The sequence below is a fragment of the Streptococcus atopicus genome, from assembly GCF_049166725.1.
Taxonomy (GTDB): Bacteria; Bacillota; Bacilli; order Lactobacillales; family Streptococcaceae; genus Streptococcus; species Streptococcus hominis.
On record NZ_JBMHFC010000003.1, the window covers coordinates 178380 to 196468 of the forward strand.

Annotated in this window: 21 protein-coding genes, 3 pseudogenes and 1 riboswitch; of the genes and pseudogenes, 3 read left to right on the forward strand and 21 right to left on the reverse strand. The window is 38.6% G+C overall.

The window, feature by feature from the left end; genetic code table 11:
* Positions 1-2 precede the first annotated feature (2 nt).
* The 6 genes from mnmM to ACOMA9_RS03445 all read right to left on the reverse strand — a co-directional run bounded on the left by mnmM (position 3) and on the right by ACOMA9_RS03445 (position 4045).
* The gene (gene mnmM, locus ACOMA9_RS03420; protein WP_247906092.1) at positions 3-551 is read right to left on the reverse strand and encodes a tRNA 5-(aminomethyl)-2-thiouridylate-methyltransferase MnmM; all 549 of its coding nucleotides are present in this window, start codon (positions 549-551) and stop codon (positions 3-5) included.
* Positions 545-1489 carry a tRNA modification radical SAM protein MnmL/YtqA gene (mnmL, locus tag ACOMA9_RS03425; protein WP_151380522.1) on the reverse strand — a complete coding sequence of 315 codons (945 nt, stop codon included), beginning with the start codon at positions 1487-1489 and terminating at the stop codon, positions 545-547. Before mnmL ends, mnmM begins: the two co-directional genes overlap by 7 nt.
* Positions 1490-1530: 41 nt before the next feature.
* A complete protein-coding gene (locus tag ACOMA9_RS03430; protein WP_059220997.1) occupies positions 1531-1857 on the reverse strand; it encodes an MGMT family protein in 327 nt (108 codons plus the stop codon).
* Between the two features lie 30 nt (positions 1858-1887).
* Positions 1888-2538: a phosphatase PAP2 family protein gene (locus ACOMA9_RS03435; protein WP_421424653.1), complete on the reverse strand. Its 651-nt coding sequence runs from the start codon at positions 2536-2538 to the stop codon at positions 1888-1890.
* Positions 2528-3091: an ECF transporter S component gene (locus tag ACOMA9_RS03440; RefSeq protein ID WP_059221000.1), complete on the reverse strand. Its 564-nt coding sequence runs from the start codon at positions 3089-3091 to the stop codon at positions 2528-2530. The genes ACOMA9_RS03435 and ACOMA9_RS03440 overlap by 11 nt, the downstream gene beginning before the upstream one ends.
* Positions 3092-3239: 148 nt before the next feature.
* Positions 3240-3464: riboswitch (FMN riboswitch) on the reverse strand.
* 68 nt (positions 3465-3532) lie between these two features.
* The gene (locus ACOMA9_RS03445; RefSeq protein WP_003041332.1) at positions 3533-4045 is read right to left on the reverse strand and encodes a tRNA (cytidine(34)-2'-O)-methyltransferase; all 513 of its coding nucleotides are present in this window, start codon (positions 4043-4045) and stop codon (positions 3533-3535) included.
* A 362-nt stretch (positions 4046-4407) separates the two neighbouring features.
* Between ACOMA9_RS03445 and trkA the strand changes: the two are divergent.
* Positions 4408-5756, forward strand: a pseudogene (trkA, locus tag ACOMA9_RS03450) (Trk system potassium transporter TrkA).
* 3 nt (positions 5757-5759) lie between these two features.
* Positions 5760-7199 carry a TrkH family potassium uptake protein gene (locus tag ACOMA9_RS03455; RefSeq protein WP_106083787.1) on the forward strand — a complete coding sequence of 480 codons (1440 nt, stop codon included), beginning with the start codon at positions 5760-5762 and terminating at the stop codon, positions 7197-7199.
* A 176-nt stretch (positions 7200-7375) separates the two neighbouring features.
* On the opposite strand, the pseudogene ACOMA9_RS03460 reads toward ACOMA9_RS03455, so the two are convergent.
* Positions 7376-7480 (reverse strand): annotated as a pseudogene (locus tag ACOMA9_RS03460) (IS30 family transposase); the annotation flags it as partial.
* Here ACOMA9_RS03460 and ACOMA9_RS03465 point away from each other — a divergent pair.
* Positions 7471-8199 (forward strand): annotated as a pseudogene (locus ACOMA9_RS03465) (IS982 family transposase); the annotation flags it as partial. The pseudogenes ACOMA9_RS03460 and ACOMA9_RS03465 overlap by 10 nt on opposite strands.
* Positions 8200-8606: 407 nt before the next feature.
* Here ACOMA9_RS03465 and ACOMA9_RS03470 read toward each other — a convergent pair.
* From ACOMA9_RS03470 to ACOMA9_RS03535, 14 genes are all read right to left on the reverse strand, one after another.
* Positions 8607-9092: an acyl-CoA thioesterase gene (locus ACOMA9_RS03470; protein ID WP_151380001.1), complete on the reverse strand. Its 486-nt coding sequence runs from the start codon at positions 9090-9092 to the stop codon at positions 8607-8609.
* A 347-nt stretch (positions 9093-9439) separates the two neighbouring features.
* Positions 9440-9694: a membrane protein insertion efficiency factor YidD gene (gene yidD / locus ACOMA9_RS03475; RefSeq protein WP_151380003.1), complete on the reverse strand. Its 255-nt coding sequence runs from the start codon at positions 9692-9694 to the stop codon at positions 9440-9442.
* Positions 9694-10419: a pseudouridine synthase gene (locus ACOMA9_RS03480; protein ID WP_003023648.1), complete on the reverse strand. Its 726-nt coding sequence runs from the start codon at positions 10417-10419 to the stop codon at positions 9694-9696. Before ACOMA9_RS03480 ends, yidD begins: the two co-directional genes overlap by 1 nt.
* On the reverse strand, positions 10406-10972 hold the full coding sequence (scpB, locus tag ACOMA9_RS03485; protein ID WP_421424656.1) for an SMC-Scp complex subunit ScpB: 567 nt from the start codon (positions 10970-10972) through the stop codon (positions 10406-10408). The genes ACOMA9_RS03480 and scpB overlap by 14 nt, the downstream gene beginning before the upstream one ends.
* Positions 10965-11675: a segregation/condensation protein A gene (locus ACOMA9_RS03490; protein ID WP_421424658.1), complete on the reverse strand. Its 711-nt coding sequence runs from the start codon at positions 11673-11675 to the stop codon at positions 10965-10967. The genes scpB and ACOMA9_RS03490 overlap by 8 nt, the downstream gene beginning before the upstream one ends.
* Complete coding sequence (gene xerD / locus ACOMA9_RS03495; RefSeq protein ID WP_003023642.1) at positions 11675-12406, reverse strand: site-specific tyrosine recombinase XerD; 732 nt, start codon at positions 12404-12406, stop codon at positions 11675-11677. Before xerD ends, ACOMA9_RS03490 begins: the two co-directional genes overlap by 1 nt.
* Entirely contained in the window at positions 12403-12864 is a 462-nt protein-coding gene (gene cbpB / locus ACOMA9_RS03500) for a cyclic-di-AMP-binding protein CbpB (RefSeq protein WP_024051492.1), read from the reverse strand. Before cbpB ends, xerD begins: the two co-directional genes overlap by 4 nt.
* Positions 12861-13382: a metallophosphoesterase gene (locus ACOMA9_RS03505; RefSeq protein WP_421424661.1), complete on the reverse strand. Its 522-nt coding sequence runs from the start codon at positions 13380-13382 to the stop codon at positions 12861-12863. The genes cbpB and ACOMA9_RS03505 overlap by 4 nt, the downstream gene beginning before the upstream one ends.
* Positions 13358-14344, reverse strand: coding sequence for a nucleoside-triphosphate diphosphatase (locus tag ACOMA9_RS03510; RefSeq protein WP_421424662.1), 987 nt, complete (start codon positions 14342-14344; stop codon positions 13358-13360). Before ACOMA9_RS03510 ends, ACOMA9_RS03505 begins: the two co-directional genes overlap by 25 nt.
* Complete coding sequence (gene racE / locus ACOMA9_RS03515; RefSeq protein WP_022526600.1) at positions 14341-15135, reverse strand: glutamate racemase; 795 nt, start codon at positions 15133-15135, stop codon at positions 14341-14343. Before racE ends, ACOMA9_RS03510 begins: the two co-directional genes overlap by 4 nt.
* A 93-nt stretch (positions 15136-15228) precedes the next feature.
* Positions 15229-15477 carry a YneF family protein gene (locus ACOMA9_RS03520; protein WP_421424664.1) on the reverse strand — a complete coding sequence of 83 codons (249 nt, stop codon included), beginning with the start codon at positions 15475-15477 and terminating at the stop codon, positions 15229-15231.
* A gap of 54 nt (positions 15478-15531) precedes the next feature.
* A complete protein-coding gene (locus ACOMA9_RS03525) occupies positions 15532-16782 on the reverse strand; it encodes a diaminopimelate decarboxylase (protein ID WP_421424666.1) in 1251 nt (416 codons plus the stop codon).
* A gap of 84 nt (positions 16783-16866) precedes the next feature.
* Positions 16867-17550 (reverse strand): Bax inhibitor-1/YccA family protein, encoded by a 684-nt coding sequence (locus tag ACOMA9_RS03530; protein WP_003029961.1) that lies wholly within the window; start codon positions 17548-17550, stop codon positions 16867-16869.
* A gap of 25 nt (positions 17551-17575) precedes the next feature.
* Positions 17576-18067: an HDIG domain-containing metalloprotein gene (locus ACOMA9_RS03535; protein ID WP_126407599.1), complete on the reverse strand. Its 492-nt coding sequence runs from the start codon at positions 18065-18067 to the stop codon at positions 17576-17578.
* Positions 18068-18089: the final 22 nt, after the last annotated feature.

The following is an 18089-nucleotide window of genomic DNA, read 5'->3' on the forward strand; positions in this document are numbered from 1 at the left end:
ACTTAAGTCATTTTTAATTTCTCAATCATCACTAAAAAGGGGGGCTGATTGATTTGGTTGATTGTTTTATAAAGGGCGACAGTAAATTCCTGCTGCGGCAATTGACTGACAAAGTCTAAAACTGCATCTCGCTCCACATCGCCACCTGCATGCCCATAATAAACCATGATTGCAATCCGACCACCAGTTACTAAACGCTGACATAATTTTTCCAAGGCCTGTATAGTTGTATGTGGCTGCGTAATCACTGTTTTATCTGCCGACGGAAGATAGCCTAGATTAAAAATAGCTGCTTTAATGCTTTCAACATATTGATCCACATTTTCGTGGCCTGTCAAAAACAATTCAACATTGTCCAATTTAGCTTCTGCCAAGCGCTTGGTGGTTTGCTCAATGGCTTGCTCTTGAATATCAAAAGCATAGACTTTTTTAGCCAATCGTGCCAAGAAAAGCGTGTCGTGCCCATTGCCCATAGTGGCATCAACGACGATGTCTTCATCAGTCACTACTTCCTCTAAAAAAGCATGTGCCATTTGTAATGGTCTTAACATATAAATCGTTGCTCCTTTGCTTTACACCCTTGAACGCTGCCGCGACGGTTCATTTCTTGCTCAATCGCATTGAGCACTTCCCATTTATTGAGGCTCCACATGGGCCCAATTAGCATGTCCCGTGGTGCATCGCCTGTAATCCGATGAATGACGATATGCTCAGGGATTATTTCTAATTGGTCACAAACAATAGAAACATACTCATCTTGGCTAAGCAGCTGCAAGCGTCCTTCATGATAATCTCGTTGCATCCGTGTGTTGGTCATTAAATGCAAAAGATGTAATTTAATCCCTTGAATGTCATTGTCAGTCACACAGCGGCGAACATTTTCTATCATCATCTCGTGAGTTTCACCAGGTAAGCCATTGATTAAGTGGGAAACTATCTCGATTTTTGGAAATTTCCGCAGGCGTTGAACCGTTTCAACATATAATTCATAGGAATGTGCGCGGTTAATCAATTGCGAAGTGGCTTCATAAGTCGTCTGCAAGCCCAGCTCTACCGTCACATGCATGCGTTCAGACAATTCTGCTAAATAGTCAATCGTTTCATCAGGTAGACAGTCTGGCCTAGTTCCGATATTGATACCGACAACCCCTGGCTCATTGATAGCTTGCTCATATCGCTCACGAATGACCTCCACCTTATCATGGGTATTGGTAAAATTTTGAAAATAAACTAGATATTTCTTGACTTCAGGCCATTTGCGGTGCATGAAATCAATTTCCTTGTAAAATTGTTCACGAATCGGTGCTTCAGGAGCTACAATGGCATCACCAGAACCTGACACCGTACAAAAAGTACAGCCACCATGAGCAACCGTTCCATCTCGATTGGGACAATCAAATCCCGCATCAATCGGAACTTTAAAAGTCTTCTCTCCAAATAGTTTTCGATAATAAGCATTTAACGAATTATATGGTTTCATAACTTCCATTGTACCACAAAATAAAACAGAACTCGCGCTCGGAGTTCCATTTACACTTTATTCATGTCAATTGGCTTCCATTGGTGCTTTTTCAAATCCACACAGCCATTCGTTTTAAAAGTCACTCCTTCAGCCCAAAGAAGATGTCGCTGATCTTCCCATGCTGGTGCTAAGCGTCCTGCTGCATTAACCACACGGTGGCAAGGAAATTTTCCATAAAGTTCTGCTTGAGACAGCACGCGCCCCACTAAACGAGCATTTCTTTCTCGCCCTATCAAATGCGCAATTTGTCCATAGGTAGCCACTTTTCCTACAGGAATCTGCTCAACTATTGACAAAATTTGAAGAATCAGACGTTTATCTAAAACTTTTACCACCCTGCCTCCTCTAAACTGTCTGCTAATAATCTATTTTTGCTTTCCTGCAAAACGCCATTGGAAGCGCACCTTATCATAGTATGGAAATTCAATATATAAAATCCCCACTCCTAATAAAAGGCTTCCTAAAACATCTGTTGGATAATGAACTCCTAGATAAACACGAGATGTCATGATTGTAAGAATGAATACCATGAGTAACACTTGCAGCAAATGTCTGAGATGACGATTTTTCACGCGCTGGCTCACAATAATCACTAACGCCCCAACAACTAACGTCGAAGCCAAGGCATGTCCACTCGGAAAAGAAAATCCACCTTCTTCTACTAAATGTTGGAGCGTAGGACGAGGACGTTGATAGACATTTTTCAAAAGAGCCACTAAAATTCCCGTCAAAGCAAGATTTCCAGCCAAAAGAATTGCCTCACTCCACCATTTTTTATAAAGGAAAAGACCAACTAAAACTACAACCCAAGTTATAATAACGGGTATGTTGATTAGACTTGTCACATTAGAAAAGAAAAATGTCAAAGAATCTGGTAAATCCCCACGTAAAATTGTCTGAATTGGCCGATCAAAGCCTTTTAAATAATTAGAATGAAACTTGATAACATATCCTAAAATCACAAAAAGTAAAAGGGCAAAAGAGCCCTTGGTTAAAAAAGTTTGTTTATTTTTCATATTTGATTAAAATCGGTTTTAAAAGCAAATGAATGAGCCAGAAGGCAACCGCAAAAACCACACCTTCTAATAGATTAAATGGAATGACCATTGCAAATAGATAGTTTGCCACGCCCAGAATCTTTGAAATATCAAAATTAGCAAATGTTGCATAGAGTGGAATAGCATAGGCATAGTTGAGAATCAGCATTGCCAAGGTCAATCCGAGCGTCCCCACCACAGAAGCGATTAGAAAACGAACGGTTGTCTGCTCTTTTTTCCAAATCAAGGCAAAAGCAATTACGAAAACAGCAACCGCAATGATATTCATCGGCAAGCCAATATAAGTATTGACGCCTTGATTGTTCAGCAGCAGTTTGAGCGCTGAACGAACCAATAAAATACTCAAAGCACCACCTAAATCCAGCACCACTAATCCCAGTAGGATTGGTAAAATACTGAAATCCAGCTTTAAAAAGCTAGCCCCCGGTAAAATCGGGAAATCAAAGAACATCAGCAAAAATGAAATTGCTGAAAGAATGGCAACAACAGCCATTTTGCGTGTATGTGTCATAACAGGTTCCTCCAATTTATAAAAATTAGAGAAGCTGGAAGGCTTGCTGAAGAACGATTTCTCTAAATCAACAGAACCTTTGAAATGGTATAAGAAAATCTCCTTAAATAAAATTTAAAAGCTGTACTTTTAGACCTTCTTCATTGCCTTTCGTCTTCTCCCATCCAGACTGTACTGTCGGTTGTGGAATTACACCACATCAGCTTACGCTCGCGGACTTAAAACAGCTATCCAGTTGGCAAAAATTTTGTTTTTAAATGAAGTGGCACTACAAAGATATACCATGAAACTCCAACGCTATATAAAAACAAAAGATTGTCAACGGCTGCAAATTACCGCCGGTCGGGAATTTCACCCTGCCCTGAAGACCCTTTAATCATAACAAAAAAAGCCTGCTAGAGCAAGCATTTTATCCGATGTCGTCCATTCTTTTAAGAAATCCTATTTTAATTTGTCATGTGCATAGTGATGTACTAGCTCCAAACCTGCAAAACTCTGTTGCCGCAAGGCTTCATACACCAGCATACAGACTGTATTTGACAAATTCAAACTTCTGACATGTTCATCATTCATCGGAATCCGCAGGGCTTTTTCAGAATGAGCACGCATAAAATCTTCTGGCAATCCCTTATCCTCACGCCCAAACATGAAATAGTGATTTCCAGCAGTTGCAAAATTTTCTTCTGCATAAACTTTCTCCGCAAACTTAGAAATCAAATACAATTGTCCGTCCATTTTACTCATGAACTCTTCTAAATTGTCATAATAAGTGATGTCCAGCTTATCCCAATAATCCAAGCCAGCTCGTTTCATCTTACGGTCATCAATCGGAAATCCCATTGGTAAAATGATATGAAGAGGAGAATTGGTCGCCGCACAAGTCCGTGCGATATTTCCTGTATTTTGAGGAATTTGTGGTTCAAAAAGAACAATGTGATTTTGAAATGTTGTCATATCTTATAGCCTTCTCATCTATCTTAGTGAACTGTGATTGCTACCAAGCAAAAAAATAGCCACGCTGCCCGGAGTCAAGCTCAGCAGACAGCATGGTTTAAGGCTCATTAACTTACATCACAACAGGTTTGAGGTAAATCAATGAGGGTACTTTCTTAGTATATCACTTTCTTAGCATATGTCAACAAAAAAAGCTTTATTTTTTTATATTTTCTAGATTTATATGACGAATTTTCAAGTTTTATCTTTTTATTTTCAATTACTAGACTCTTCTGAATAAAATATCTCTTTTTCTTTCTTCAAAACGATGAAATTTTTGCAAAAAAAGGGTATGATAGAGGGGGATACTTGGGAGGTATAACATGAAAATTATTGTCGTTGGTGGCGGTAAAGTAGGCTCTGCACTTTGTCGTTCACTTGTGGCTGAAAAACACGATGTGATTCTCATTGAGCAAAACGAAGCCGTACTGAATCGCATCACCAAGCGTTATGATATTATGGGCATTGTTGGTAACGGTGCCAATTTTAAAATTTTAGAGCAAGCTGATGTAGAGCATTGCGATATTTTCATTGCCATGACAGAGCACGATGAAGTCAATATGGTATCAGCTGTGTTGGCAAAAAGAATGGGAGCAAAAGAAACGATTGTCCGAGTGCGCAATCCAGAGTATTCTAATTCTTATTTTAAAGAAAAAAATATCCTTGGTTTCTCTCTTATAGTCAATCCTGAATTACTAGCAGCACGCTATATTGCAAATATCATTGAGTTTCCAAATGCGCTCTCTGTTGAGCGATTTGCCAATGGACGCGTCAGCTTAATGGAATTTAAAGTTAAGCAAAATAGTGACCTCTGTCAGATGACCATGTCTCAATTTCGCAAAAAATTTGGCAATGTCTTGATTTGTGCCATTAACCGCAATGGACAATTGCTCATTCCAGACGGTGAAATTACCATTTTACAGAATGATATTATCTATGTCACCGGAAATCGGGTAGAAGTCATTCTTTTCCATAATTTCGTGCGACCCAAAGTCATTAAAAGTTTAATGCTCATTGGTGCAGGAAAAATCGCCTACTATCTACTTAATATTTTAAAAATAGCAAAATCAAACTAAAAGTGATTGAAATCAATCCAAAGCATGCTGAATGGTTTAGTCAAGAATTTCCACATTTACATATCGTTCAAGGTGACGGTACTGCAAAAGATATTCTTCTGGAAGAAAGTGCGCAGCACTATGACGCTGTTGCCACTTTGACTGGTGTCGATGAGGAAAATATCATTTCATCTATGTTCCTTGAAAGCATGGGTGTGCAAAAAAATATCACGAAAGTCAATCGGACTAGCTTGCTTGAAATCATTGATAGTCAGGAATTTTCAAGCATTGTAACACCAAAGAGAATTGCTGTTGACACGATTATGCATTTTGTCCGCGGACGTATGAATGCTCAATATTCTGATTTACAGGCCATGCACCACCTGGCCAATGGACAACTTGAAACTCTGCAATTTCAAATAAAGGAAGAAAATAAAATGACTGGAAGACCACTTTCCAGCCTCAAACTGAAAAAAGGTGTCTTGATTGCTGCCATTATCCGAAATGGAAAACCTATTTTCCCAATGGGGGAAGACCACATTCAAATCGGTGACCAAATCATCGTCACAACTCTGATCCAAAATATCACACAAATATATGATTTGTTAGAGAGGTAAGCCATGAATAGAAGTATGATTCGTTTCCTCCTCTCAAAATTGTTAATCATTGAAGCAGGGTTACTGCTAATTCCACTCATTGTAGCGTTTATCTATCATGAACCCAATCAAAACCTGCTCTCAATTTGCACCACAATTGGTATTCTCTTAGCAGTCGGATTTTTAGGTATCTCTTTTAAACCTAAAAATCATCACATTTATGCCAAAGAAGGGGTCCTGATTGTCGCCTTATGCTGGATACTTTGGTCCTTTTTTGGAGCTCTTCCTTTTGTTTTTTCGGGACAAATTCCTCATCTCATTGATGCTTTCTTCGAGATCAGTTCAGGCTTTACAACAACTGGAGCTTCAATCTTACCAGACGTTTCTGTTTTGTCGCATTCCCTCCTCTTTTGGCGCAGTTTTACCCACTTAATCGGAGGTATGGGAGTACTTGTCTTTGCTCTTGCTATTATGGAAAATAATAAAAATAGCCATTTGGAAGTGATGCGAGCAGAAGTTCCTGGTCCTGTTTTTGGGAAAGTTGTCTCTAAATTAAAGGACACTGCACAAATTCTCTATTTGCTGTATTTAGCACTTTTTGCTATTTTTGTAGTGATTTATTATCTGGCAGGAATGCCTTTATTTGATAGTTTTATCATTGCCATGGGAACAGCGGGAACAGGAGGCTTTAGTGTTTACAATGATGGTATTGCGCATTATCACAGCTCATTGATTACTTATTTAGTGAGCTTTGGTGTGCTCATCTTTGGTGTGAATTTTAATCTGTATTATTTCCTACTACTACGAAAATTCAAAGCCCTTTTTGGTGACGAAGAATTACGAACCTATCTCATTATTGTAGCATCCGCAACCATTTTTATCTGCCTTAATGTCTTTCATATCTACCAAAACCTCTCTCAAACTTTGGAGATTTCATTTTTTCAAGTCTCTAATATTATTACCACAACTGGATTTGGTTTAGGGGACATCTCAGCTTGGCCACTATTTTCTCAATTCATTCTCCTCATTCTCATGTGCATAGGAGGGTCCGCTGGTTCAACCGCCGGCGGTTTAAAAGTGGTTCGTTGCTTAATCTTAGTCCGCATTGCTAAAAATCAAGTATTGTCCACCCTCTCACCAAAGCGGGTATTGACTCTGCACGTCAATCATAGTGTCATTGACAAAGACACCCAGCATAAAATTTTAAAATATCTTGTTCTGTATACGATGATTATCATCTTTCTCATTTTCATCGTTAGTTTAGATAATAATAACTTGATGACAGTCGTCAGTGCCGTTCTTAGCTGTTTCAACAACATTGGACCAATGTTAGGAACAACTGATAGCTTTGCAATCTTTGGTCCTATTTCCAAACTCTTACTCTCTCTTGCCATGATTGCAGGGCGTTTAGAAATTTACCCAATGATCCTGCTCTTTATGCCACAGACATGGTCAAAACGATAGCATATCGCCTGAAACTCACTGGTCATAGAACTAACATCTCAGACTGTAGACAAATCACCATTTTGGTAGGTTTGTCTTTTATTTTTTAGTGGAAATGCTTCTTTGCTAATTTTTTATTTTTCCCAATTGTCAAGTCAAGTGCAACAAAGTTGTTCCTCTGATTAATTGAGTATCTTTCAAGCTGTTTGAGTTAGCTCAAACAGCTTTTTTGCGGACTGATAGCCATGGATTCGTCTAGGTCTTTCATTGATAGCCTTTGTATAGTCCTCTAAAAGTTTCGGATGAATCTCTATTAGTCCTACTGTTATTGCAAGCTGAACTAGGAATCAAATCGCAACGTCATTTTCACCGAATCTGTCAACTATTTCCCTGTGGTCGACTGCTTGAAAGAAGTCGCTTTAATCGTCGCTCAAGACAGTTGATTTGGTTGCTACAACTCATTCGACAAGCGATGAATGACCAAGCGCCCTCTAATAATATTGTTATCATGGACAGTTTCCCTCTACCACTTTGTCAGTCTGTTCGCAACCATAGAGCAAGTATTTTCGAAGGAGTGGCAGACATTGGCTACAATGCGTCAAAACACCAGTGGTTTTACGGTTTCAAAGTTCACATGCTCGTTACCTTATCTGGCTATATTCTGAACTATATTGTCACCTCAGCTTCTGTTCATGATATCAAAGCGGTGGAGGATTTATTGGAAGGCTGCCAACAATCTGTGATTTTAGCAGATTAAGGTTATCTCAGCCAGGCTCTTAAAGATCGGTTGAAACAGAGAGGGTATCATTTATGGACACCCTTGCGTCAGAATATGGGAAGCGCGAGCCAGCATAACAATGGGAGATTACTGGCTATGAGGCGAACCATTGAAACTTGCTTTTCTGAGTTATGTGCTCTCTTTGATATGGAACACACCTTCGCCAGAGGAGTAGCTGGACTACAACTGAGGATTGAACAAATCCTATTGGCTTATAATTTGAGCTATTTTGAACTTAACTAGCACCACGGGTATTCAAATAATTAAAAAAATTTTAAATAGATGAAACCTAAATAAATTCCATGATTTTGCTACACTTGTTTAAAAAACTATGTAAGCCAATATAAAGTCTTCATTAGGTGTGTAATCCTAGTGAGATCTTTGTGATTAGTAGTTTATTATGTTTATCGCAAAAAGCAACAATAACTCTTACTCATTCTCCACTGAGATTAGTATACTATCTACTTCTTATCAGATAAGCTATGATGATTCTATTTAAACACAAAAAGAATGTTAGAGACAAACTAACATTCCATAATTTTTCACTCTGATTATATTATAGAAAAAGCATTTTTTCACTTTTTTAAAATTTACCGTATAGGAACTAAATGAAACAACAATTTAGTGCGTAGTCTCATCTTCGAAACATACTACATGTTATCTTTCACTGCGATTGCTACCATTCTAGCTTTGGCACGCACCTGACCCGCTACTGTCATCTCCATTGCCACAATGGCTTTTCTTTGGCCTAGTTCTTCAAGTCGAGAGATGACCGTAATTTCCTCATCAATGGGCGTTGGACTTTTATAATCTATTTCCAAGCGAGCTGTGATAAATCGTCCAATGACCGTTTCTTCTGTCAAATCTAAGCCCTTATTTTGATGAGCAAACCAGGCTGCTGAAGCGGTACCATGACAGTCAAAAATCATGGCAATCATACCGCCAAATAGATTAGCTGGAACACCACCGGTATACTGTTGAGCTGGTGTTATCTTGCTAATGCAGCTAGTTCCGTTTAGACTAGGATAAGTTTTTAAATGCAAGCCTGACTCATTCTTAGGACCGCATCCCCAACAATGCTGGAATCGCTCACCATAAGTACCTTGAATAGCAATATTTCTTGTTTCCAAAACCATTTGTTCTCCTTTTTAAAATTAAATTTACAAGCGCTTTCATGATTATTATATCAGTCTTTAAATGAAGAGTAAACACGAAGTAGATTCAAGATATTTTAATCGTTCGTCTAAGCTGACTTTATAGAAAAGATAGTTAGATTTCACACAGCGAATGCCTTTAAAACTTTCCAATTTTCATTGAGTATGAGATGAACAGGCAACAAAAGGCCAGCGAGAAATACAAAAAACGAGCAATTTTAATTTTCTGTTAGTTAGAATGTCAAAATTGTTCGTTTTTCTTATTTGTACTATTAAGTTATAGTATTTTATAAAGAATCTCTGGTTGCCCCTTTTATAGAGGAAACGTCTCAACCTCTTTCTTTGTCTTCTGCATAGTTACGCTTCAAGCTAAATACATCCGGCACAGGATCATCTCCTCCTTCTGCCCAAGGATGACAACGCAAAATACGTGATATTCCCATTAATACCCCTTTAGCACCGTGCTTTTCAATCGCTTGAATCATATAATTTGAACAAGTCGGCTGATAGCGACAAGAAGGTGGAAAGGCTGGCGAGATAAACTTTTGATAAAAACGCACTGATGCGATAAAGATTTTTTTCATCATTTTTTCTTCGTCACAGCTAGGTTATGTAACTGACTGACCTCTTTTTTATTGAGACGGCGAGCTTCACCCGGACGAAGACCTGTTAAATTCAAATGACCAAATTGCGTACGAGAAAGTTTATCTACTTGCAAACCAACCGCTTCAAACATCTTTTTCACTTGATGATTTCGTCCTTCATGAATGGTCAACTGGACAACCGAACGATTCTTAACCGGGTCTACTTTCAGAATTTCATAAACCGCTGGTTTGGTTTTTTTGCCGTCAACTTCCACACCTTTTGTCAAGGGACGGAGAACTTCTTTATCAGCCACCCCCTTGACACGAGCTACATAGACCTTATCAATTTCATTTCTAGGATGAATCATCTCATCTGTAAAATCGCCATCATTTGTCAAAATCAAAGCACCCGACGTATCCCAATCAAGTCGACCAACTGGATAGATTCTCTCTGTGACATTTGGCAACAAATCAACCACCGTTGGACGACCTTTGTCATCTGTCACGCTAGAAATGACACCGCGAGGCTTGTTTAAGAGATAATACACTTTTTCTTCATTGTAAATCGGCTGACCACTGACCTCAACACGATCACCTGACTTGATCGTCGTCGCCAACTCACGAACAACTTGTCCATTCACAGTGACAAGCCCTTGTTTTATCAACTCTTCTGCCTTTCTACGGCTCGCAATCCCAGCATGGGCAATATATTTATTGATTCTCATCCTCTATCCTTTCAGTAAATAGCTGACTTTCTTCTGCTATTAACTCTGTTTCTTCTACTATTGGCAATTCTTCTAAGCTATTGATTCCCATATAATCCAAAAAATAATCCGTTGTCACATAAAGATTTGGGCGCCCTAGCACTTCTTTTTTTCCATTTTCACGAATCAAGTCAAATATCTGCAACTTTGAAATCGCACCACTAGAATTGACTCCACGAATCTCATCCACTTCCACTTTCGTAATGGGCTGCTTATAAGCAATAATGGACAAAGTTTCCAAGGCAGCTCTTGATAAACTTTGATTGATAGGGGCTTTTGAATATTCCCGCAACAATTCAGCAAAATCTTGCTTGGTAACAATTTTATAAGTATTCGACGTCTCTAACAAGGCAAGACTTGAATCTTCATCTTTTTGATACTTTTCTGCCAATTTCTCCAAACTCTGTGTCACTCCCGTAGGAGGCATAGAGAGGAGCTCTGCCAGTTGACGGACACGCAAGCCGTCCTCGCCCGCCACAAAGAGCAGGGCTTCAATCTCTGCTAACTTACTCATTTCTTTTTCCTATTAGATAAATATTCCCAAAATTTTCTTCCTGCATTACTTGGATTTCTTGGACTTTTACTAGTTCCAATGTCGCTAAAAATAAGGTAATCACTTCGTTCATATCTTTTGTTTCTGAAAAAATGGCTTGCAGAGCTATTTTTTCCTGAGAATGACAGCGATCACGTATCACATCCATCATGTCTTCGATTTTATATTCATCTTTGACAATCGTTGTATGACTTTGAGCAAATTCTTCTCTTTTTTGCGTTATCAATTTAGAAAAAGCCAAAAACAAATCAATCGTTGTCTTATCATGGAGCAATGTTGCATCTTCATACACCAATTCAATTTTAGGTTTGGAATAATAAAGAGCTCGTTCTTCATGTTGCTCCGCCATTTTCTCACCTAACAATTTGAATTTCCGATATTCCTCAATTTGAGAAAGCAAATCTTGCTCCAAATCCTCTTCAGTTTCTAAGCTATCAGCTACTTTTGGCAAGAGTTTTCGGCTTTTAATCAACATGAGCTGACTTGCCATAACCATGTATTCTCCCGTCACTTCTAACTTCATAGCCTGAAGCGTCGCCACATAAGCCAAATATTGCTCAATGACCTCTGTAATCGGCACATCATAGATATCCATTTGGTATCTTGACACCAAATGAAGCAATAAGTCCAATGGGCCTTCAAAATCTTTAATTTTTATGTCCATTATCTGTATTTTTCCAACGTCATCATTGTTTTCAAGCCTAAATTGCGCGCAATTTCATATATTTCTACGCCTTTTTCTCGCTGGCGTAAAATATATTGCTCCCGCAAACTCTGAGCTGATAAAGTAGCTTGATTTTTTTCAATCAAAAAAGCTTCTAATTGACGAAAGCCCCATTGCCGCGAATAGCTTTTTCCATTCTTTTCTAACAAGTAAGTTCCTTCCAGAGTTGTTTCCAATTCTCCAATCAATTGGTCTGGAATGGGCACAATGCGCTTTTGACCTGCTTTCTCAATGCGAATAATCTGAAAATCCAGATTGACATCTGCTACTTTCAACTGCAAAATTTCGCTTGGTAAAAGCCCCATTTCTAAAATGAGAAGCGCAATCAAGCGACCGTTGTATTGATTTGTATCTGCATAAAAATCAGACAAATCCAAAATTTCCGCATCGTGTTCTTTCGGGATTCCCACTTTTGGCAACTCCAAACGATAAAAGTCTGAAATCAATCGTTGCTTATATAAATAATGCAAAAATTGATTGACAGCAGATAATTTTCGTTTCTGAACAGAAGGTTTAAAGTCAGCGATAGAAGCTTGGTAAATCCGCAGATTGGTCTCTGTAATTTTTGCATGGGTCACATCTACGAATTGCTCCAAATCATAAAAATAAGCTGTTTTTGAATTGTCAGATAAATTTTTTCCTTCTAAAAAGGTTGTTATTTCTTCTTTCATTTTGGATGAATCTCATATTCATTCGCAAAACTATGCAAAAGAGCATTAACTGCTTTTAGGATAGACTTGCGTGTAATAATTCCTTGAAATGTATTGTCCTGATCAACGACTGGCAAGAAGGACTCATCTACTAACTTATGCAGCACTTCTGTCAATGTAAAATCTGGACCGACTGTCAGGTCATCTTTTTTCGCCATGTGAACAATATCCGTTGTCATAAATTCCTCATCAGGAATTTCGTGCTGCATCTGATAAGACAAGATATCTGTTAGCGAAATGGTGCCAACAAACTTTTTCTGATCTGTCACCACGGGTACTCGTGAGTAGGTCATCTGACTTAACAACAAAATAGCATGATCAGCATTGTGAGTATCAATTAAAACAGCCAAGTTTTCTGCCGGTGTTAAAAAAGTATCTTCTTGCTGTAAGAGAAAATTTTCAAATTCTTTGGCAATCATCGAGTAAACTCCTTTGATAGGCGAGAATACAGTTCGTGTTGACGCGTATAATAGTCCACTTGAAATGCATCATCACTAATCTCTACCTTAGCATAAAGTCGCTCATTGATAACACCGCGCGGTTGGCTGATAGAACCTGGATTTAAAAAGAGTGTTTTTCCTTCCATCCACGCATCTGGAATATGTAAATGCCCATACAAACAAATATCTGCATTTACCTCTTGTGCCCAGAAATCCAATTTTTGAAAACCAAAATTGATCTGTTGAAGATGTCCGTGAGTTTGCGCAATAATGGTGCCGTTTAAGTCTGTCACTAAGCGATCTGGATAACCATCATAGAAATCCATGTTCCCTGCTACAACGTAAATTCCTTGCCACACTTCGTCATCACTTGGCAGCTCAGAATCACCATTATGAAAAATAGCATCTACTTTTCCGAGATAATAGGTCTTTATCTCTTCTACAATAGCACGATCTCCATGAGAATCACTCATTACGATGATGGTTTGTTTTGCCATGTTGGAAATACCTCCACTAATTTTTGAACTGCTTGAGCTCGATGTGATTGAGCGTTTTTTTCTTCCATTGTTAATTCTGCAGATGTTTTGCCTGTTTCACCTACTAAAAATAAAGGATCATAGCCAAATCCATTTTCACCTTTCGGCTCAAAATTGATATAGCCTGGCCAGTCAGCCTCTACGACCAGACTTTCTTTGTCAGGACTTGCCACTACCAGAGTGGTATGAAACTGTGCAGAGCGATCTTTCAAGTCGAAAACCATTGCTAATTCATGTAGCAATTTTGCATTGTTTTCTAAGTCTGTTGCATCATTTCCAGCAAAGCGAGCAGACCAAACTCCAGGAAGACCACCTAGTGCATCCACTTTTAAGCCTGAGTCATCCGCCAATACCATTTTGCCAGTCAGCTTAGAAATGGTCTCTGCTTTCAAACGAGCATTCTCTTCAAAAGTCATCCCAGTTTCTGCGACCTCTGGTAAATCAGGATAGTCATTTAGGTTTTCAATTTTGTAGCCTAATTTTTCAAAGATTTTGCGGAACTCAGCAGTTTTCCCCTCATTACGAGTAGCAATTAAAATCGTATCTCCTACTGTCAAACCTGACAATTCTTGTTGAGAAAAGAAATCATTCAGCTGAATCCCATTTTTAGGCAAATGCACTAAAACTAACTGTCCCTTTTCCGTAATCAGAATAGCGCCCTTATGAAATTGTGCCTGAAACTGTGAATCTTGGTTCTCGTTAATCATTTGCAAGACAAATTGAACAAAAGACATCATGGAGTTATATTGAATCACTGCAACAGAAAAAGACTGCTCTTCAACTACTAATTGACAAAGCTCTTCTTCCATACGACTGAGTTCTTCCAAATCAACATCCTTAAAATGGAAAGTTTCGCCACGAGAAGACCATTCTCCAACATACCAATCTTGGGTATCTTTATACTCATAAATTTTGCTACTCATAAGGTCACATGCTCCACATTTATTTCTTTATTTAACCACGTTTCTGCAATTTCAGCAAAACTTTTTGCATTTGCTGTGGTAAAAAAGCGGTGTTGAGGAAGTTCTCCTTCTCTGCTGTGATTGATCTCAAAATAATTGAGCAAAACAGAAATGTCCCGCACGCATTCTGCTCCACTATCAATCAGTTTCACTGTTGGTCCCATTACATTTTGAATGATTGGTTTTAGCAAAGGATAATGCGTACAGCCTAGCACTAAAGTATCTACCTTGCCTTTTAACGGCATCAAGCTCTCATAGACCACTTTTTTCGTAATGCTAGACGACAGTTCATTAGATTCTACTAGCGGTACAAATTTGGGACAAGAAAGACTTGTCACCTCCACTTCCGGTAAGAGACGCTCGATTTTTTGCCGATAAATATCTGATTGAATCGTCATTGGCGTTCCAATAATGCCAATCTTCCCATGTTGAGAGGCTTTGATTGCCGCACTAGCTCCTGGTAAAATCACTCCTAAAACTGGAATATCCAATTTTTCTTTGATTTCTTCCCAAACCACAGCAGTAGCTGTATTGCAGGCAAGAACAATCATTTTGACATTTTTAGTTAAGAGAAATTGCACTAATTGCCATGTATACTCGCGAATCTGATTTGCTGGTCTTGGTCCATAAGGCGCACGCGCAGAATCACCGATATAAATCACTTCCTCATGTGGAAGCTGCCGCATCAGTTCGCGAACAACTGTCAAACCGCCCACGCCTGAGTCTAAAAAACCAATTGGTCGATTATCCATAAGTTCTTCTTTCTAAAGAAGGGACTGGGTGCAAGGCCCAAATCCCCATTCAGTTATCTCTTTAAAAATCAAATTTTATACTGTTTTAACAGCTTATTTTTTCTTTTTAGCATTTTCAAGTGCTGCTTTTTGTTGATTTTTAATTTGACGATACACTTGTTGTACCTTTGCTTCATTTGGTTTTTGTCCATTTGCAGATAGCATTGTACGAACCGCATCAATATTCAAACGTGGATTGTCTGCAAATTCTTTTTCAATTTGTTTGCGAATTAGATACATTCCAGCGAGCATGCCACCAAAGAAAGCCAGAATAATCAACAAAATAGCTAATAGTAAATTCATAAATATGTAATCCTCTTTTCCCTTTTTACATCTTCTTATTATATCAAAAATTGTCTATTTTTCAAAATCAAAGCCATACAAAGTTGCGAAGTAATCCTCTGGTATTTCAGCACGCCGAATCATTCGTACACCGCCGTCTTCTTCCAGTAAAATTTCAGCTGAACGAAGTTTAGCATTGTACTGATAGCCCATTGAAAAACCGTGCGCTCCTGTATCGTGAATCACTAGGGTATCCCCAATATTGGTAATCGGCAGTTCGCGCTGAATGGCAAATTTATCATTATTTTCACAAAGACTGCCGACCACATCCACTATTTCTGTCGGTCCATCTGGGTGATCCATATTTGTAATATGATGATAAGCGCCATACATAGCAGGACGCAGCAGGTTCACTGCTGAAGCATCTACACCAATGTAAGTGCGATAAGTCTTCTTTTTATGCAATACTTTCGTCACCAATAACCCATGAGTGGCCAGCATAAAACGTCCCAGTTCCGTAAAAATTTTAACCTTTCCTAAACCTGCAGGTATTAAAATTTCCTCATAAACTCGGCGAACTCCTTGCCCAATCGCTAAAATGTCATTTGCTTTTTCTTCTGGACGATAAGGAACGCCTACTCCGCCTGAAAGATTGATAAAATCCAGGTCCACATTGGTCTCAGCTACGACCTCAACGGCTAATTCAAATAGCTGACGGGCTAATTCAGGATAATAATCATTCGTAACAGTATTAGAAGCTAATAAGGCATGAATCCCAAATTTTTTAACGCCCAACTTTTTTAAATCTTTAAAAGCCTGAATAAGCTGCTCTTTGGTCATCCCGAATTTGGCTTCTTCTGGAGAATCCATAATATCTGTTCCCAATTCAAACACACCGCCTGGATTATAGCGGCAAGAAATAACTTCTGGAATGCTCGCCACTTCCTGTAAAAATGCAACATCTTCATAAGCATCAAGATTGATAGTAGCTCCCAATTCACGCGCAAATTGCATTTCTTTTGCAGGCGTGTCATTGGACGAAAACATCATGTCATTTCCTGAAAAGCCTACTTTTTGGCTCATCAAAAGTTCTACATAGCTGGCGCAATCTACTCCACAGCCTTCATCTTTCAAGATTTTCAAAATAGCCGGATTCGGAGTTGCCTTTACTGCAAAATACTCTTTAAATCCTTGATTCCAAGAAAAGGCTTCCTGAAGTGCACGAGCTGTCTCACGAATTCCTTTCTCATCATACAAATGAAATGGAGTTGGAAATTGAGCAGTGATTTCAGCTAACTTTTCGCGACTGAGAAATGGTTCTTTCATAGCAAGCCTCATACTTTCTTTTCATTTGCTTTATTATATCATAAAAAAAGAAGCTGAAACCAGTCCAACTTCTAATTCTTACTTTTAATTATCTCTTCCAAAAATACGAAGAATACTGAGGAACAGATTGATAAAATCAAGGTAAAGGCTTAAGGCGAGTGAAACTGCCCAACCAGCCGCTACATTTCCGCCTGATTGCTCATAGACATAGCGGATTCTTTGATTATCCCAAGCAATCAATCCAGAGAAGATAATCACACTAATAATGCTAATGATGAAATCTAGTCCAGAACTTCTAAGGAAAATATTCACCAAACTAGCGATGATAACTCCAATCAGACCTGCAATAAAGGCTCTACCCAAGCCAGAAAGATCTTTTTTGGTAAATTTCCCAATCAATGCCATAGCAAAAAACATCGCTGAAGAAGTAACGAAGGCTGCTAAAACCGTTGCTTGTGTGTAAAGAGCCAATACTAAACTAATCGTAAAGCCATTTAAAGCCGAATAAACTAGAAAAGTTGGCAATGCAGCTGGATTGTTTTTGGCAGACATCCCTGAAGCTACCCAGACAAGAACCAACTCAGCAAAAATAGCTAAGTAAAAAATCCAACTATTCGCCATTATTACTGAATAAATCACATCTTGAAATATTGTTAACATCAAAGCCGAGACAAGGGCAGAAATGCCAATCCCCATACCGACTAATGAATAAACTTTAGCGTAAAAACTATTGATACCACTATTTTCTTGAATAACTGTATTGTTCATAAGCTCTCTCCTTTATTATGATATGTTACGATTTTAACATTTTTCGATGAAAAAGTCTTCTTTTAGCAATTCTTTTCCGAACTGGCGCCATGGCTTCCTTGATTGCCCAGTATTTATCCACCATAGTGACAATATAGCCTTCTTTATACCGTGGCGGCGCCAATGTTGCTCCCCACATGTGTTTGAGAATGATGTCTTCTTCTACTTTATTTAAATTGGTTACTTTCCGTGCATTTCGCACTGCTAAGCGAGGGTGTACCCAAGCATGGCTTTTATTAAATTTCGTTTCCCGCCAATCATAATAAAACATATCGTGCAGAAGTCCACCACGTGCGGTACTTTTTGCATCCCAACCTAATTTTTTCGCAATTTTATAACTCGTATAACTAACATGAATCGAATGCTCCAAGCGATTGGAATAAATATGGTGTGTTATGGTTTTTAATTTCTGGACGCGTGGTTGAGCAATCAATTGTCCAACATGCTCCATATACTCTTTATCTTCTTTATAAAGCATAGAACCACCTCCATGTGCTTCT

Bases quoted from the DNA above. Each gene is read 5' to 3' on its own strand.
- mnmM (WP_247906092.1), bottom strand. From the start codon at position 551: ATGTTAAGACCATTACAAATGGCACATGCTTTTTTAGAGGAAGTAGTG.
- mnmL (WP_151380522.1), bottom strand. From the start codon at position 1,489: ATGGAAGTTATGAAACCATATAATTCGTTAAATGCTTATTATCGAAAA.
- ACOMA9_RS03435 (WP_421424653.1), bottom strand. From the start codon at position 2,538: ATGAAAAATAAACAAACTTTTTTAACCAAGGGCTCTTTTGCCCTTTTA.
- ACOMA9_RS03440 (WP_059221000.1), bottom strand. From the start codon at position 3,091: ATGACACATACACGCAAAATGGCTGTTGTTGCCATTCTTTCAGCAATT.
- ACOMA9_RS03445 (WP_003041332.1), bottom strand. From the start codon at position 4,045: ATGACAACATTTCAAAATCACATTGTTCTTTTTGAACCACAAATTCCT.
- ACOMA9_RS03455 (WP_106083787.1), top strand. From the start codon at position 5,760: ATGAATAGAAGTATGATTCGTTTCCTCCTCTCAAAATTGTTAATCATT.
- ACOMA9_RS03470 (WP_151380001.1), bottom strand. From the start codon at position 9,092: ATGGTTTTGGAAACAAGAAATATTGCTATTCAAGGTACTTATGGTGAG.
- yidD (WP_151380003.1), bottom strand. From the start codon at position 9,694: ATGAAAAAAATCTTTATCGCATCAGTGCGTTTTTATCAAAAGTTTATC.
- ACOMA9_RS03480 (WP_003023648.1), bottom strand. From the start codon at position 10,419: ATGAGAATCAATAAATATATTGCCCATGCTGGGATTGCGAGCCGTAGA.
- scpB (WP_421424656.1), bottom strand. From the start codon at position 10,972: ATGAGTAAGTTAGCAGAGATTGAAGCCCTGCTCTTTGTGGCGGGCGAG.
- ACOMA9_RS03490 (WP_421424658.1), bottom strand. From the start codon at position 11,675: ATGGACATAAAAATTAAAGATTTTGAAGGCCCATTGGACTTATTGCTT.
- xerD (WP_003023642.1), bottom strand. From the start codon at position 12,406: ATGAAAGAAGAAATAACAACCTTTTTAGAAGGAAAAAATTTATCTGAC.
- cbpB (WP_024051492.1), bottom strand. From the start codon at position 12,864: ATGATTGCCAAAGAATTTGAAAATTTTCTCTTACAGCAAGAAGATACT.
- ACOMA9_RS03505 (WP_421424661.1), bottom strand. From the start codon at position 13,382: ATGGCAAAACAAACCATCATCGTAATGAGTGATTCTCATGGAGATCGT.
- ACOMA9_RS03510 (WP_421424662.1), bottom strand. From the start codon at position 14,344: ATGAGTAGCAAAATTTATGAGTATAAAGATACCCAAGATTGGTATGTT.
- racE (WP_022526600.1), bottom strand. From the start codon at position 15,135: ATGGATAATCGACCAATTGGTTTTTTAGACTCAGGCGTGGGCGGTTTG.
- ACOMA9_RS03520 (WP_421424664.1), bottom strand. From the start codon at position 15,477: ATGAATTTACTATTAGCTATTTTGTTGATTATTCTGGCTTTCTTTGGT.
- ACOMA9_RS03525 (WP_421424666.1), bottom strand. From the start codon at position 16,782: ATGAAAGAACCATTTCTCAGTCGCGAAAAGTTAGCTGAAATCACTGCT.
- ACOMA9_RS03530 (WP_003029961.1), bottom strand. From the start codon at position 17,550: ATGAACAATACAGTTATTCAAGAAAATAGTGGTATCAATAGTTTTTAC.
- ACOMA9_RS03535 (WP_126407599.1), bottom strand. From the start codon at position 18,067: ATGCTTTATAAAGAAGATAAAGAGTATATGGAGCATGTTGGACAATTG.